Raw genomic sequence first — 13,997 nt, forward strand, 5'->3', positions numbered from 1 at the left:
CCAGTATTGATATCCCACAGTTTTATCGTTGCATCAGAACTCCCACTGGCCAGCACATTAGTTTGGGGAGTAAAAGCAACTGAATTTACAGCACCAGTATGTCCATCTAGGGTTTTCAAACATTCATCTGTCCGAATGCTCCATAGCTTTATCATTTGGTCATCACTACTACTGGCAAGTATCTCTTTTTCAAAATCAAAAGCTACTGAGCGTATCCAACCGCTATGACCTTTACAGACTAAAAGTTCTCTCCCATCTGCAACCTCCCAAAAACGAACTACACCATCGCTATCGCCTGTAGCCAAAAGTTTAGAATCTTGACTAAATACGATTGATAAAACATCACCCAAGTCTTTAGTAAACACGGAATTAGTCAAATTTGCTTTAGTGAAATTGGCATGACGTAGGCTGATATTAGTAAAATCAGCACCAATAACTACGGAGTGAGCAATATCTCTACCTTCCAAAGCACAGGAATTAACTTTTACTAACAGTGTTGCAGCGTTTCCCCCTACATAACCCACCTCTGCTTCTCTTTTACGGCGTGTTTCTCCAATAACTTTTAGTAACTGCTCTGTTGTAATTTCCATAGGAGCTAGCATTGGCACTAAAAGATCGAGAACTGCTCTCGTCAGTTGTGCCTTTCCAAAGTTGGTACGCAGGTTATCCAGAGGTTCAATTGCAAAGGAATGGATTGGCGGAATTTTTTGATTTTTTTTTCGCTTTTCCACTTGAAGATTACAATATCTAGACCAAGTATAGTCTTCAGACTTTGTGGTACTGTCCAAATCTGACTCATTTGGCTGAATTAAGCCTACAAAATCTGGAGCTAAAACACCCAGGGCTGCTGCAAATTTATAAGCCACAAAAAATTCTAGAAGAGAACGATGTGCTGGAGTGTAATGGCCATCGGCATCACGAATGAGCATCGTCTGGTTCATCATGTCGTAGTGCCAGTGGTCTAAGTCTTTTTGCACCTGTACAGCTGAACCAAACAATCGACGAATCCGGTCAGGAAAATCACGATAATTGAGGTTTATCTGGTTAGTAGAAAACATTTCCCATGAGAGTTCACACAGAAAATATAGCTTGTCAGTCATCGACGTAAAGGTGCGCTCAGATTTAATATCTCGTTCCATCTTTCGCTGCACAGCATACAAGTAAATCCTTGATAAATCTACCCGCTTGCCTGCTTCAACATCTGGTAATGCTTCTAAAATTAACTCACTCATCACAGGACGACAGGCGATCTCCAGCAGATGAGGATTACTCATTACCTTTTCAACTGTTGCAGCGTTAGCTTGTAATGACAGTATTTGCCGAATTTGCTCGCCATTAAATTTCTCCAATTCTAATACTTCAAACTGGGGTGTGTCCCCAGTCAAATTAGCAGTTGAGGCGAGCAATTCCGCATTCAGCAAGGCACGTCCTTCTTTTGCATCTGGAAAATGTTCACTACGACAAGTGAGGATAACTTTAGCTCCCGGCACTACTACCTTTGCCAGTTCCCAAAAATTATTAATCATTTGCTGGCGATCTACCCTAGTCGCCATTTCGTCAAAACCATCAAAAATTAGTAGCAACTTACCCATGCGGTTGAGATGTACAAAAGCATCATAGTTAGGTAAAGGAATTTTGTATTTGCGAAATAAAAATTCAGAAAACAGAGACTCAACACTTACTGCTTTGGTGTAGTCCCGTAATGGAATGACTAATGGCACACGAGGGCGTTCAATACCACGTTCTTGAGCTTCACGATAACGTTGCAGTGCCATCCAGGCATAATGAAATGCAAACCAAGTCTTGCCAGTACCAAATTCTCCCAGAATGGAGATATGCTCTTTAACTGGATCATCAAGCCAAAGATCAATGTAACGGTCAATCCCACCATCACTGATATCGTAACGGCTCACTGCTATTCGGCGGGAGCTAACTGGATCAATTTCTTCCTTGGTACAAGCAAGAGGAACATACTTTTTGTCAATTCCACGGTCTTTTACTTCTTTCTCTAGCCAATCAAGATATCCAGTAAAATCAGCATTTTGCTCGAGTAGTTTATCAAAGGTATAACAAAGGATTTTACTATTTGGCTTTTTTACTTCATCTCTTGCTGCTGCTGAAATGCGACGTGTACTTACTAGCCATCCTTCATCTGCTTTTTGTTTTTGTACTTCCTCTCGTAAAGCCTCAACGTCACTAAGTTTTGCCTCTCCCTCTATGCCCCTTACAAGAATACGGTCATAGCAATTTTTTATTCCAGAAATGTTAATAATCCACTCGAAAAACGAATCTTCCCAAATCTCATAACTCTCAAAGCGGTAACCCAATATTTTAAACCAGTTTTTCATCTGCTCTGCTAGTGCTATGGCTCGACATTTATTTTTTGTCTCGTCATTTGCTAGATTAGGTGGCTTTTTAGGTAAACCTCTTGGTTCACTTAAATCAGCCGAATCATTCAGATCAGCAATTTCTTCCCAATTCAATTCCAATTTTTCACAGATTTTTTTAAAAGAATCAAGCTGAATTGGCTGACCTTGAAAAAATTTGGTAACTGTACTACGACTTATCAGTTGAGATTTTGCAAAATTACTTTTTGACTCAAAACCTAATCTTTTCAAGGCATTTTCTGCTCTCTTTATACCTTGTGTAGCGGCTGTATGGGTTATTTTCTTTTTTTTCTGAGCCTTACTAGAGTCAGTCATGGTTTAGAGGATGTTTTATCAGCAAGTATTTACGCAATCATAACTAAGACACACGACAATCATACAGAAGACAAAAGTGATTTGCAAAACAATCATTGCCTAGTCAATATTTCTAGGATTTGGCTCGACAGTAGAAGTATGAAATTTAAATCTTCTGCAAATCCATGAATAACGAACCAATTCCTAATACTCATTCCACAATTGAACTGTACATTGCCCAAGAACGCTTGCGCCAAGCACGTTACAGCTTTAATTTGTCTTTGGTTGCCACCACATTATCTTTTTTTATTGGCCTTATAGGCGCTGGGCTAATTTTGTCAAATCAAGTTCCAGAAGGAACTGTTGCTGCTGCTGGAGGTTTGGCTACAAGTATACGTTGCATTCAACTCGCTAAGGACGCAAATGATAGACTGGACAAGGTTTTAGAAGACATAAAAGACGAAAATTAACGTTAGAATGACGGGCTTGAGCCAAGCTAACAATTTCCAGGCTTGGCTTCTTCTCCTCACCAACCATACTAGGTAGAGATCACTGTTAAGGCAGGTAGTTCGCAATCGCGCTTTCTCGCACTGCTTCCCTAACAGAGATGTCGTGATAACTTCATTTCCGCACTGCTTTCAAAAATCCAAAGCAGAGATAGCGTTTTGCTTCTGCTTTTCAGTCACACCCAGATAACGCTCCAAAGCTGCCAAAGTCCGATGCCCCGATATCTCCTGAATATGGCGCAACGGTATCCCCGCATCGCTCATCCTGGTTAAAGCAGTCCTGCGGAAACTGTGCGTACTCACCCCCTCAATGCCCAGCCGCACACAGGTATCTCTGAGAATTTTGTCAGCACTCACCTTGTGGATATGCCCCAATCCATGCCGACCGGGAAACAAAAACTCCTTGCGACGGTTGGGGTTGTACTCTTCCAAATACTGCTTCAGCTTGGGATGCACTCGAATTTCCCTGGTGTCTCGCTTCCCCTTGGTGTTGACGCTACGTATCACCAACACCCCCCTGACACCATTGCTGCCAAACACATCATTTACTGCCAACGTGCAAGCCTCGTTAATCCGGCAGGCAGCATAAAGGCACACGCCAAATAAAGCGCGATCGCGTGGGTTGACAAAGCCCTCAGTAAATAGGAGATTAATTTGGTCGGGGCTGAGGATTTCTGCTCGACCGAAACGATTTATTTTCATTGAAGATTGCAGATTGCAGATTTTAGATTGTTTTTAGAGATTGTAGAAGTCATATTCAAGCAAGAGATTGATTAGTTAGGGTTATAAATTCGGGAATCTTTCGGTTTTGACCGCAAGGTTTTGAGAGAGGACACCAGCATTGATACAATTTCGTTAGCTTCCTGCATCAAGTTCTTAAGCTTGTTAGAGTCCACCAATTTCGCCTTTACAATCAGTTCCATCCAGTAAAGTGACTCATCGGCTTCCTCTAATGTAATATTGAGCTTGGTGATCAGTTCAGCCGTTGATTTGGCGCGACAAGCTGCCCGATAATTGGCTCCTACTGACGTTCCTGAGCGGAGTAATTGTTTGCCTATGACTTGTGAGGTTGTTTGGTCTTTCGGTAAAGCTTCAACTAAATTAATTACCCGTAGAGCAAAGGATTGGGTTCTCTCTTTAAACTGCTCCTTGTCCATTTCTCCCCCAATCTGCAATCTCCAATCTCCAATCTCCAATGCTACATGATCTTCCGGCACGAAGACAATGTAACTGCCGCAAAACCCTATTCTCTCGTTAGCGATGACACAAGGTTAACCCAGACTTATCATTCAGCCTGACAGCACAACCGCCACAACCCGCATTCTTTCGTAGGCTGATTAAACTTCCTTATGCTTGCAACACGATGACCACTTACAGGTATAATCAGTGCCTGTAACAGAGGCTCATGTTGCGGCTGGTCTGACTTGTCTACACTTACTTCTATACCGCAGCTTGATCAATCATTGCTATCAAGGAAGTGATATCAACGCTCGCCAGCAGTCCCAGTCCAAGATTTTCACACTCAGCAGTCTGCACCAACATCTACACGGCTGTCTATACAGAAAAACAAGACTTTACTCTGTACGATCATCTTGTTGTGTGGGGATTTGAGAATTTACCACCTCAGAAGTGATTTCCTCAACCGATAAATCAACTGCCTTTGCCACCTCGGAGATGCTGTAACCCATGCTCAAAAAGCGTGCTGCTGCTTTTAATTTGGTTTGACGTTCCAAGTCTTTGTAGATTCGTGTTTCTTCAATGTTCAGTCCCAGCATAGCTTCCACTTCCTCTCTACTCAACGAAGAAAACTTGTAAACGGCAATAGTGGTGATAATATCTATTATCTCGTTTTTCGGCAGTGTGCCAGTTGACTCTAATTGTACTCGCTCAATTAATTGCTTTGCTTGCTCTGCCATCGAGTCATTTGATGCTAGAGTCAACTGCATTAAATTGATGCCTATTGGCAAAGTATCGGGATTACCTAACTCATCCAAATAAATGCGCTGCACTTGGTCGCTGTTTAAAAATATGCGATGAGTTCTTGTATCACTTGGTTCATTTGAGCGTGATGGAAAAATTACCACACAGTACCAGTCATCGTATTTAGACCGATTCCGGTTCAAATACATCATTGATTCGGTAAAAAACCGATGATACAAACCTTCATCTTTTTGGAACTGAACTTCTGCAAAAAATATAACTTTGGTTGTTGCACCCTCTGGAGGTAAAAAGACCCCATCAATGCGAAAGGCGGTTTCTTTCACCTCAACCGATTCAAAACGATAATTCTGCGCCTCTTGGGGACGGTCATCAATGAGTTCAAAAATTAATGCAGGAAAGCGTTTAAATATTTGGTAATAAATGGAGTCTCGTTTCACTAAATTAACCGAAAATATGCTGCTTAACCAGTATTAATTTTATCATTAGAATCACACAGGGCATATCTAATTTTGATAGTAGTTTTTGTAATTTAAATATTACTTAATAATCATTCATTACTTATTTTTATAAAAAAAATAATTACTCCGTTACATAAAAAGGAATGTATTCCAGTTCAAGATTCATAAAAAAGCTCCCAAGGATATGATTCAGTTCTGTGAAATACTAAATCATTAGTCTTGTCAAAACCTAAGTACATGACCTTTCCAAAATTACGAGTATCAAGTACTTCCTCAATTTCCTTACCTTGCCATTTCTTTAGATAGAATCTAGCCACAATATAGCTAATGAAATCAGCAAGTTCGAGGCACGGTTGAGAAGCAGGTTGAACAAAGATAGGTTCTGGAATCTCTATCCCCTTAGCTAGAAATGGGTATAGAAGACAATGTTGGCTCCCTAAGAAAGCTTCACGCGCCCAACCTTGAATTACTTGAGCAGCCTTTGTTTGTTTTTCCGCATCGAATTGTAAAACTGGCTGCGCTTTTTTTGTTGTAAGCTCATTAATAACATACGTAATAAGCAAGATGTAGGCATTGTCTTGTGGACGTTCTAAGGCTGGCTTTGACTTAAAACCTTTCATTGAACCCTTAACAGTCAAAGCTATGTTGTACATGAAAAGATATTCAGCATGATTTTGGATTAATTGAAAAAGACCTTGAACTGCAAACCGTACCTTCTCAAAATCCCAGTCGGAAAATACTCTGTGTTTTTTGCGGTGTTCCCCAGACCAAAGTTCTTTCATATGAAAAGCCCAACTGTCAGGAGATTTAGAAGGACAAAGCTTTGATTTTAACTCTCGCAAAGAATCTTCTATTTGCGCTATCACTTTAAAGTCAGCACCAACAAGTGAATAAGTGAAAATAAGCTTGCCCTGTTCCTCTCTATATGCCTCGTCTCCGAAAAGCATAACCTTTGACTGCATTTTTACCACAGGTAGTTCAAGAGGAACAGCTTCTTCGCAAAAAGGGCATATTTCGTAAGTTTTTATAGGAATCCATCTTCCTGGGCCATCGTGATCATTGGGTTTAATCGGAATATGTGGCTCATTACTGAGCCTGAACCAGTTTGGACTAAATTGCTTTGAACATTCAGGACATTCAAGCCTGAATGCAGCAATATTTGCTGGTAAATGTCTTAACAAATTCTGTACTTGTTTGTTATTTTTTTTGTTTGTCTTAGTTTTGATATTTGAAAGAATAGTTTTTGCAGACAACGGCTTGATGTCTTTATCTATAAATGTTGGATAATTTAAATTAAGGAGATTTTTATCGGAGTCAGATTCATCTAAACTCGCTTCTACTTTAGTAAGTCCCAATAGCTTTTCTAACTCTTCAATTGAAAGTTTAGGTATATTTATAATTTCAGAAAGCTTAGAAGCTACTCTACTGGCAGCAACGCCTACCATAAAATCTTCTGCTTGTTGAAGTGTCTTTATATGATTAACTTGAATATGACCTGAAGGGCTAACCAGCACTGGTTGAAATTCCTTCATGACTGCTCTAGCAAACTTTGGCTTAGTATGCCAGTATTCTAGATAGCTTAATATAAAACTTGAGGAGTCTAGCCACAATTCATTTTCCGTGAAAAAGCTAGGGTTTATAATATTTAATTGATTTTCTAGATTTCTTGCCAAATCAGGAATATATAATGAGTAGCTCTCAGATTTAAGTTTGTCTAGATACTCCAAAGATAATAGAGTTGCACAATACAATATACAATTTTTTAACTTGTTCTCCTGATATAAGGTTTTTGCATATCCCTGGATTTGTTCCTGAGTTGTCATAAAATCAACAGTGTGCTAAAACACTAATTAGTACAAATATTTGCCATTATAGCTCAGATTATCTTGCCGAAAATTACTGTAAATTACAATTATGTAGTACATTAGCCAACAGTATCCGTATCTTGGTTCAATACCTACACCAAAACCGACTATAAATAAAACTTACCCCAGAGAGGTAAGCATCTTCTGGAGGTAAAAAGACCCCATCTATGCGAACGGCAGTTTCTTTTACATCTACTGACTCAAATCAACAGTTATGCGAATGACTCAAGCACCAATATATAGAGTGTAAGTGATGGAATTGAAACAGGAAATAATCACGTTTTTATTTCACCATTAGGTAGTGATAATAAATAATTACTGCTATTGGCATGATTTAGCCAAATATTTAACATTAATTGTCTATTTAATAGCTGAAAAATTGTTGGTGTCCAGTAGACACCAACTAGACACTTGGTGTCAGGGCGGTGTCTAGTGTGGTGTCTGCTGGTGTCTGGGCTGTATAAGGGTTTCAGCCTTTTGTGTCTAGTGGTGTCTGGTGTCTGGTGTCCGCGAAAAAGGGCGTTTTTGGGGGCAGACACCGGACACAAAGGGCAGTCAAATTTGATTGAGCTTGATAACACCCTCGCCTATCCAGTCTGCTAAAGATGCCCCAACAATTTCATACATCCAGCCCTTGATTTGCTCAACTGTAAATCTCTCACCGTTAACTTTAAAATTGCCTTTGAACTCTCTTACATCAGCTTCTATTCGCTCAGTTCTGGTGAGATATTCATACAACTTTTGCGCCATTGGTGATAGCTGAGTTTTTTCATTTGGGTTATCACCAGTCTTGCCACCGATGTTAATTTCCAGTTCATAAATGCGTTCTAAAATGGCTTTATCAATGGGTGGTGCTTCATCAGATTTCACAGATTTATCAAGCCTAAAATCAATCCGTTTGTGGTCAAGTTTTGGCAGTTCAATCGGCAACCATTGACCATGCCCTGGTAGTTTAATTTTCCCCATGCCCGATGCTTTAGCCTCAGTCGTCACCGGGTCAACTTGTGCGATTAATTCAATCTCTAATAAAGCCGCATCCCTAAGTTTTGATAACCCCTTAGCCTTGGCTAAAATCTCCATTGTGCGGTCATGAGCGACAAACAAAGGAATCATTAATTGTTTGCGGCTTTCGGTCATGGCACAGCGAAACCATTTACCAATGAAATCTGGGTCAGGTTTCCAGTTGTCGGGTGCAGAGAGTGGCATCGGCTCAATAATATGATCTGTCCATGTGGTGAACTCCTCGCAAATCACCGATAACTGTTTACCGGATGCCCTTAAATGCTGTGTCCATTGCTCCTCAGTCATGCCTGACTCACGGTAAGCAGCATAGCGCAATCGCATCTCATCCATGTACCATTGCATGAATAGGGCGATTTCCCTATAGCCAGTAATCAGCCTCACCCCTCGCCATTCAACTTCAGTTCCGTGAGGATCTAGAGCTACAACATCCCAACCAGCGTTAACCTTCTGCCAGACAATCTCTCTAGTAGTCCACGACTTACCCGAACCCATACCGCCAAACAGTAAAGCAGGGTAGCCAATGGCGTTTTTCATCCATTGGTATTTGTCACCGTTGGTTATTGCCTGCTGTTCTACCACTTCCTGAACTGTCCCCGGTTCGCCGTGTGGTAGCTGTGCCTGGGGTGGGTCAAACTTATCGAAGCTTGCACCCCCATCTAGTAAATGCCCAAAGTCTTGATAGTCCTCTGCCGACATAGCCATGAGTAGGGCTATCTGCTGCTGTGGTGTGATGTTGGCGATAAACTGCTGTCTGGCCTCAGCTATTTTGATACCACGTAAGTATTTAAGTAATTCGTTGCCAGATAAGGAAAGCAACTGCTCACCCAGTTTCACAGAGTAGTTAGCCTTGACCCCCTCAAATTGTTTGGTAGCTCGGTAGTGGGGTCTGATATCACTTAGATAATCCCTTGCCTTGCTGGTGGCCCACAACCCAATCCCCCCCAACACCATCGCCCCTAATCCAAGGTGAATCTTAAACGGGTTGTCAGCCGGGAGTGAGCGAAAAATGTACAGACTATCGTGCTGGAGAAATGCCCAAGGGTTATAGTTCGGGTTACTTGTGCGGTACTGGTTAGCCTTCAGGTAAGGTTCTGGGAGAAGCGATCGCTGCTCATATCGGCAATACTTGTTACCCAACAGTAAACGGTCTGTCTCCCCCTGCGCCTGGATTGGTGCGTCATACACCCGCGCTGACTGGGGGTAAAAACACAGTTCTTTCTTTGCAATGCCGTCGCCAACGTGGGCAGCAATGGCACAAGTTACCGCGCCTAATACCGATGCCATCATGAGGAGATTTAGACGCGGTGGAATATTGTATGAGCGCTGATTAAGGTCTGATGGTTTGGTTTCCATATTCATCTCTTACGGCAATATAAGGCGAAAATGACGGCTATTACTGCGGTAAAGCCTAGAATGAAGGGGAAATGGTCTTGAATAGGTTCTTGGATGCCTTCATACTGCTTTACCTGTTGGGTAACACTGTAGAAACTGTTACGGGCTATGCTGTCCATCTGTTGGGCATCGGCGGTTAACTTCCACGAACTAGCGGTTAACATCAGAGTGCGAGTCACCCCAAGGCCAAACTTTTTGCGATCACCTACGGTGGGCGGAACGCCATCGCTGATTGTGGGGAAGATGCTATTCTCAAAACGCAGATAGCACAAAGCCCCAGCCACAGACAGCCCTACGGGTAAGCCTGCCACTACTGCCGGGAACAGCCCCACACATCCGGCAAGGTAGAGAGATTGAGTTGACGCAACTTGAAAGCCAGCCAACACTGCACCCTGAGCAATCCCCCGAATTACAGTTACGCCGCCATCGGTTTGGGCAATATGTTCTTGAACCTGTTCGCTGTCGTACTTTACACCGTCTATATGCTGTGTACACTCGTTATCTACAATCTCAGCATCAAAAATGATTGATGGTTGTTTTTGGTTCTTGGTTAACATAGGAACACCTAAAAATAGTTATCCCCCAGACGGCTGGGGGAATTAATTGTTAGTCAATCAACCGTCTAAAGAACCCTTTCACCCCTCGCATCGCTGCTGATCCGTGTTTGTGGATGTCCCTTAGAGTTTCCTTGGCTTTGTCGGCGGGTGTTAACTCCTCTTTTTTGGCGTTTACCTTCTGCCAGAGTTGAGTTTTCGCCTTGGTAGAGTCAATTTCAATCCCTCGCAGTTCGGCGCGGTGAGATTCGTTAAGTAGATTGAGTGTACGCCCATGCCGAAACTGTTCTTGTCCCAATTGGTTGTCAGAGGCGATAACTTTCTGTTGCAGTTGATAACCCAGTTTTGCGTCACTGTTTCTGACTTTCGCCCAGCTATCAGTCATCCGGTTGACGCTCTGCCCTGCACTGGTTAAAAACTGTGCTTCTTCTGCCATCAATGTTTCGGTTGATTGTAACCCTTGGGTAAGGTTGCCAAATACAGCTTTTGCATTATTGGCACGTTCTGTCTGTTTGATTCTGAAATCTGCCACTGTTGCTGCTGCTGTTTCGTTACCGTCTAAGGCTTGGAATATTGTTTGTTGGTCGATGCCGGAGAGGGACGCGATTGCAGCATAGGTTGTAGGTGCATCCAGTTTTAATCTCACTGTGCGGTTCATGTTGGTTTACGCTCCCTCTGCAAATACGGTAAAGCTTGCTGGATTACGGATTGGTCTTGTGGCGTTCTGCCCAGGTCGTGTTTTGTGGGGTCGTCGTTGGCTACCACTGTGGCAGCTTCCCCAGCTAAATCCGTGGGGCATCCTCTCTCGATAAGTTCGCTAAATGCGGCGAAAAATAAATTATCATTTCTCATCTTCGCCCTCCTCATTTTCTGCAAGGGGATTGATGGTGGAAATGAAATGCACTGCTGCTGTACTTTCTTCTGCTGCCTGTAATGCTTCAAAGGCTTGGTCGTAGCCTGTTACTTTGGTTACGCCGTCATCTGCTGATTCTGCTTCACACAGATAATATTTGTTGTTCATTGCTAAAATCCTTTTGTGTCTTGGTAAGAGATACGTTTGGGGAATTGCGATCGCCATGTTTCTCAGGCAATGCGATCGCTCTCCCCATTACTGAAAAAAACCTTCTCTTGATACATCCACAGCACAAGCTGTTGCTTCCCACCCAAGGGCATTGAGAAACTGGGTAACGTCGCCTATGGTGACATCTGCATCAATTTGCAGTGCTAAAAATTGGGGATGTTGTCTGATTTGGGTGAGTAATTGTTGGGCTTGTGCAATCAATTCTGGCAATGGTTGATTCTGCATAATTCACCTCATCAAAATATTGATAATTGCAATGATTCTTGAGAAAGTACAGAACTCTTTGTAGTCACACCCTCAACTTCATAACAGCGAGTAGTTAAAGCCTTGTAATTCAGCTTTAAATCTGCTTTTTTTCGTTGTCCTGCTAGTGGTCGAAATATAAATTGTGGTGCTGTACCAGTGCCTGTTTTGTACAGGTATTGATAGAGCGTTCTGTCGATTTGGTAAACCTTGGAACTGCTTAGTAATGTGCTGTCATAAACTCTATTTAGGTTGTTCATAATTCTTAGAACATTGCTGCTAAATTACTGGCTAAATCTGTTGATGCTTTCTGGGCTTGGGATTCTGTTGATGGGATAAAGTTGTAATCCTGACGTTGAAACTCTAAAAGCAAGAAGTTAATTACTTCCCCGTAATCATCAACATTCATTTGACGAGCTAATTTTTTGAGTAAGGGATGATAGGGTTTGCGAATGACTACTCTGATACTCTCGTTACTCATTTATTCCCCTCGAATACATCATTGTTGCTAGCTGATATAAACCTTGGGCGTTTGCCCACACTGGATTCTCTGCTATTAGGAAACCTTTGGCTTTCAATGCTTCGTCTACACCCTTGAGTTGTGAACCTCCACCGATAATCAAGCAGGCATCGGCGTTTATCTTCCAGGGGTGAATAAATTTAAACACTGGTGCGAGTGATTTCTGCACCCAAGGCATCAATTCTTGGCGATAGACATCTTCAAAATTGAATTGTTTCCCGTACCAAAACGGTTTTTCGCTACTTTCTAACCCCTGGCGGATGAGGTGCGGTATGGCAATTTCACCTTGTAGTCGGTTCTTAAATGTTGGGTTGACTCCAATCATTCTGATTAATTCTTCAACCCCGTTATCAAAGGTTTTGCGGTTGGCTAAATGTCCTTTGTGTCCGATTAAGGTGGCGATGACTGTGCGATTGCCAATGTCTACAATTACGTTTTGTTTGCTGGTGTCTAGTTGGTGGACATTGGCGGCGATGGCGGCGTGTCCTTCGTCGTAAACTTTTAAAACGTGGATGTTGACTGTTGTGGGTATGGACTTGCCACCAAATTTGACGATGTGTTTACCTGCAATCGCACCAATTAACTGCTCTTCTAAATCTCCTCGCTCATGCAAGGAGGCACAGATAATCAAGTTGATTACTGGCTTATAGGGATAGTTTGATAGTGCTGCTAATAGGTGTTTGAGGGATTGGGTGACTTTGGCGGTGGCATCGTCGGTAACTCGCAGGTGGTTTTTGGGGTTTGCGTCGTATGCTGCAAAACCTGACAACCACTGTTTGTAGTCGAGTTTGGTGATGGCATCTCCCTCTAGGTACTCTACATAACCCTCTGTTGGTAACTCGGTTGGACGGTAGTAACAATTCTCTAAATAACTGGGAAATCTGATTTTTTGGTCTGACGTAAAGAATTTCACGCCGGAGTTACCGAGGTCATAACCAGCAATGAGGGTGAGTGTACCCTTTTGCCCAATGGTGGCATTAAAGGGCATAAGTGCCAATTCTGTCATAGGGTAAAATCCTCTTTTATTCAATTGACAAGGTTCTGAAATAGGCTTGCTGCCTTGGTTTTGATTACCTCTGCATTAACGTGGTAGCCAATAGAATTTCTGTGGCATTTTAGCCAGCTAACACAGATTTATGATTGGTTTGGCATTTCTGCCTTATACCTGATATATTATCTTTGTCACGACATTGTGTCAACACGATATGAAAAATACTAGACAATTAGATGTCATGGAGGCAAATTAGGAGAGAATGAGTTATTTAGATTGGATGGTTGATCGGCGAAGGAGCGAAGATTATCGGCAACTAAGTGGCCACATACCTACAGCAATGTACAAAAAGTTCAAAGCTCTTTGTGCAGAGAGGGATGTGACCCAAAGTGAAGCTTTAGAGGAGGCACTCAGACTATGGTTTGAGCATGGCGAGGAGACAAGCGATAGCCCTCCGGCTAGTTTCAAACAAAATAATCAGTAAAAAATATGGAGAAATGTAAAGTAAAAAATCAAACTAATATCAGGTTACAGAAGACAAAAACTTCTGTAAAATCAGGCTATTGCTTAAATGAAACGTTTAACGGAGGTACAGATAGAACAACATCAAAAATAAAAAAGACAAAGCATACTAAACCGTAAACGCTTTGCCCGACTGAAAAATTAAATATTTGAATATCTAAGAGCGGGGTTTATCTCTTCAGAACCAAAGAAGTGGATTGTTAGTTGGAAGCTTCAGACC

General features: G+C 42.0%; 16 protein-coding genes and 1 pseudogene. 2 read left to right on the forward strand and 15 right to left on the reverse strand.

The genetic code is table 11. The features are described 5' to 3' along the window. On the reverse strand, nucleotides 1–2,483 hold a 2,483-nt coding region (locus tag AACS98_RS02835), incomplete at its 3' end, for an NACHT domain-containing protein (RefSeq protein ID WP_232317103.1). 383 nt (nucleotides 2,484–2,866) lie between these two features. Here AACS98_RS02835 and AACS98_RS02840 point away from each other — a divergent pair. Next, nucleotides 2,867–3,151 (forward strand): TRADD-N-associated membrane domain-containing protein, encoded by a 285-nt coding sequence (locus tag AACS98_RS02840; RefSeq protein ID WP_066376112.1) that lies wholly within the window; start codon nucleotides 2,867–2,869, stop codon nucleotides 3,149–3,151. 168 nt (nucleotides 3,152–3,319) lie between these two features. On the opposite strand, the gene AACS98_RS02845 is transcribed toward AACS98_RS02840, so the two are convergent. From AACS98_RS02845 to AACS98_RS02910, 14 genes and pseudogenes are all read right to left on the reverse strand, one after another. After that, nucleotides 3,320–3,889, reverse strand: coding sequence for a tyrosine-type recombinase/integrase (locus AACS98_RS02845; protein ID WP_066376114.1), 570 nt, complete (start codon nucleotides 3,887–3,889; stop codon nucleotides 3,320–3,322). Nucleotides 3,890–3,960: 71 nt separating this feature from the next. Continuing rightward, complete coding sequence (locus AACS98_RS02850; RefSeq protein WP_066376157.1) at nucleotides 3,961–4,344, reverse strand: four helix bundle protein; 384 nt, start codon at nucleotides 4,342–4,344, stop codon at nucleotides 3,961–3,963. A gap of 417 nt (nucleotides 4,345–4,761) precedes the next feature. Continuing rightward, nucleotides 4,762–5,565, reverse strand: coding sequence for an Rpn family recombination-promoting nuclease/putative transposase (locus AACS98_RS02855; RefSeq protein ID WP_066376115.1), 804 nt, complete (start codon nucleotides 5,563–5,565; stop codon nucleotides 4,762–4,764). A gap of 176 nt (nucleotides 5,566–5,741) precedes the next feature. After that, on the reverse strand, nucleotides 5,742–7,409 hold the full coding sequence (locus AACS98_RS02860) for a DUF3800 domain-containing protein (RefSeq protein ID WP_066376117.1): 1,668 nt from the start codon (nucleotides 7,407–7,409) through the stop codon (nucleotides 5,742–5,744). Between the two features lie 177 nt (nucleotides 7,410–7,586). Then, nucleotides 7,587–7,656, reverse strand: a pseudogene (locus AACS98_RS23570) (DUF2887 domain-containing protein); the annotation flags it as partial. A 350-nt stretch (nucleotides 7,657–8,006) separates the two neighbouring features. Then, entirely contained in the window at nucleotides 8,007–9,761 is a 1,755-nt protein-coding gene (locus AACS98_RS02870) for an ATP-binding protein (protein ID WP_198161113.1), read from the reverse strand. A 68-nt stretch (nucleotides 9,762–9,829) separates the two neighbouring features. Beyond that, nucleotides 9,830–10,423, reverse strand: coding sequence for a hypothetical protein (locus tag AACS98_RS02875; RefSeq protein ID WP_066376121.1), 594 nt, complete (start codon nucleotides 10,421–10,423; stop codon nucleotides 9,830–9,832). Nucleotides 10,424–10,472: 49 nt separating this feature from the next. Next, nucleotides 10,473–11,078 carry a hypothetical protein gene (locus AACS98_RS02880; protein ID WP_066376123.1) on the reverse strand — a complete coding sequence of 202 codons (606 nt, stop codon included), beginning with the start codon at nucleotides 11,076–11,078 and terminating at the stop codon, nucleotides 10,473–10,475. After that, nucleotides 11,075–11,272 carry a hypothetical protein gene (locus AACS98_RS02885; RefSeq protein ID WP_066376125.1) on the reverse strand — a complete coding sequence of 66 codons (198 nt, stop codon included), beginning with the start codon at nucleotides 11,270–11,272 and terminating at the stop codon, nucleotides 11,075–11,077. The genes AACS98_RS02880 and AACS98_RS02885 overlap by 4 nt, the downstream gene beginning before the upstream one ends. Continuing rightward, a complete protein-coding gene (locus AACS98_RS02890) occupies nucleotides 11,262–11,441 on the reverse strand; it encodes a hypothetical protein (RefSeq protein WP_066376160.1) in 180 nt (59 codons plus the stop codon). The genes AACS98_RS02885 and AACS98_RS02890 overlap by 11 nt, the downstream gene beginning before the upstream one ends. Before the next feature lie 87 nt (nucleotides 11,442–11,528). Beyond that, complete coding sequence (locus tag AACS98_RS02895; RefSeq protein WP_066376128.1) at nucleotides 11,529–11,726, reverse strand: hypothetical protein; 198 nt, start codon at nucleotides 11,724–11,726, stop codon at nucleotides 11,529–11,531. A gap of 11 nt (nucleotides 11,727–11,737) precedes the next feature. Then, a complete protein-coding gene (locus tag AACS98_RS02900; RefSeq protein WP_066376129.1) occupies nucleotides 11,738–12,004 on the reverse strand; it encodes a hypothetical protein in 267 nt (88 codons plus the stop codon). A gap of 5 nt (nucleotides 12,005–12,009) precedes the next feature. After that, nucleotides 12,010–12,225, reverse strand: coding sequence for a hypothetical protein (locus AACS98_RS02905; protein WP_066376131.1), 216 nt, complete (start codon nucleotides 12,223–12,225; stop codon nucleotides 12,010–12,012). Beyond that, on the reverse strand, nucleotides 12,218–13,270 hold the full coding sequence (locus tag AACS98_RS02910) for a ParM/StbA family protein (protein WP_084386871.1): 1,053 nt from the start codon (nucleotides 13,268–13,270) through the stop codon (nucleotides 12,218–12,220). Before AACS98_RS02910 ends, AACS98_RS02905 begins: the two co-directional genes overlap by 8 nt. 247 nt (nucleotides 13,271–13,517) lie before the next feature. Between AACS98_RS02910 and AACS98_RS02915 the strand changes: the two genes are divergently transcribed. After that, entirely contained in the window at nucleotides 13,518–13,739 is a 222-nt protein-coding gene (locus tag AACS98_RS02915) for a ribbon-helix-helix domain-containing protein (protein ID WP_066376136.1), read from the forward strand. Nucleotides 13,740–13,997: the final 258 nt, after the last annotated feature.

Origin of the sequence: Anabaena sp. CA = ATCC 33047 (genome assembly GCF_963870205.1) — a bacterium.
Lineage (GTDB): Bacteria > Cyanobacteriota > Cyanobacteriia > Cyanobacteriales > Nostocaceae > Trichormus.

Bases quoted from the DNA above. Each gene is read 5' to 3' on its own strand.
- AACS98_RS02840 (WP_066376112.1), top strand. From the start codon at position 2,867: ATGAATAACGAACCAATTCCTAATACTCATTCCACAATTGAACTGTAC.
- AACS98_RS02845 (WP_066376114.1), bottom strand. From the start codon at position 3,889: ATGAAAATAAATCGTTTCGGTCGAGCAGAAATCCTCAGCCCCGACCAA.
- AACS98_RS02850 (WP_066376157.1), bottom strand. From the start codon at position 4,344: ATGGACAAGGAGCAGTTTAAAGAGAGAACCCAATCCTTTGCTCTACGG.
- AACS98_RS02860 (WP_066376117.1), bottom strand. From the start codon at position 7,409: ATGACAACTCAGGAACAAATCCAGGGATATGCAAAAACCTTATATCAG.
- AACS98_RS02870 (WP_198161113.1), bottom strand. From the start codon at position 9,761: ATGATGGCATCGGTATTAGGCGCGGTAACTTGTGCCATTGCTGCCCAC.
- AACS98_RS02875 (WP_066376121.1), bottom strand. From the start codon at position 10,423: ATGTTAACCAAGAACCAAAAACAACCATCAATCATTTTTGATGCTGAG.
- AACS98_RS02880 (WP_066376123.1), bottom strand. From the start codon at position 11,078: ATGAACCGCACAGTGAGATTAAAACTGGATGCACCTACAACCTATGCT.
- AACS98_RS02885 (WP_066376125.1), bottom strand. From the start codon at position 11,272: ATGAGAAATGATAATTTATTTTTCGCCGCATTTAGCGAACTTATCGAG.
- AACS98_RS02890 (WP_066376160.1), bottom strand. From the start codon at position 11,441: ATGAACAACAAATATTATCTGTGTGAAGCAGAATCAGCAGATGACGGC.
- AACS98_RS02895 (WP_066376128.1), bottom strand. From the start codon at position 11,726: ATGCAGAATCAACCATTGCCAGAATTGATTGCACAAGCCCAACAATTA.
- AACS98_RS02900 (WP_066376129.1), bottom strand. From the start codon at position 12,004: ATGAACAACCTAAATAGAGTTTATGACAGCACATTACTAAGCAGTTCC.
- AACS98_RS02905 (WP_066376131.1), bottom strand. From the start codon at position 12,225: ATGAGTAACGAGAGTATCAGAGTAGTCATTCGCAAACCCTATCATCCC.
- AACS98_RS02910 (WP_084386871.1), bottom strand. From the start codon at position 13,270: ATGACAGAATTGGCACTTATGCCCTTTAATGCCACCATTGGGCAAAAG.
- AACS98_RS02915 (WP_066376136.1), top strand. From the start codon at position 13,518: ATGAGTTATTTAGATTGGATGGTTGATCGGCGAAGGAGCGAAGATTAT.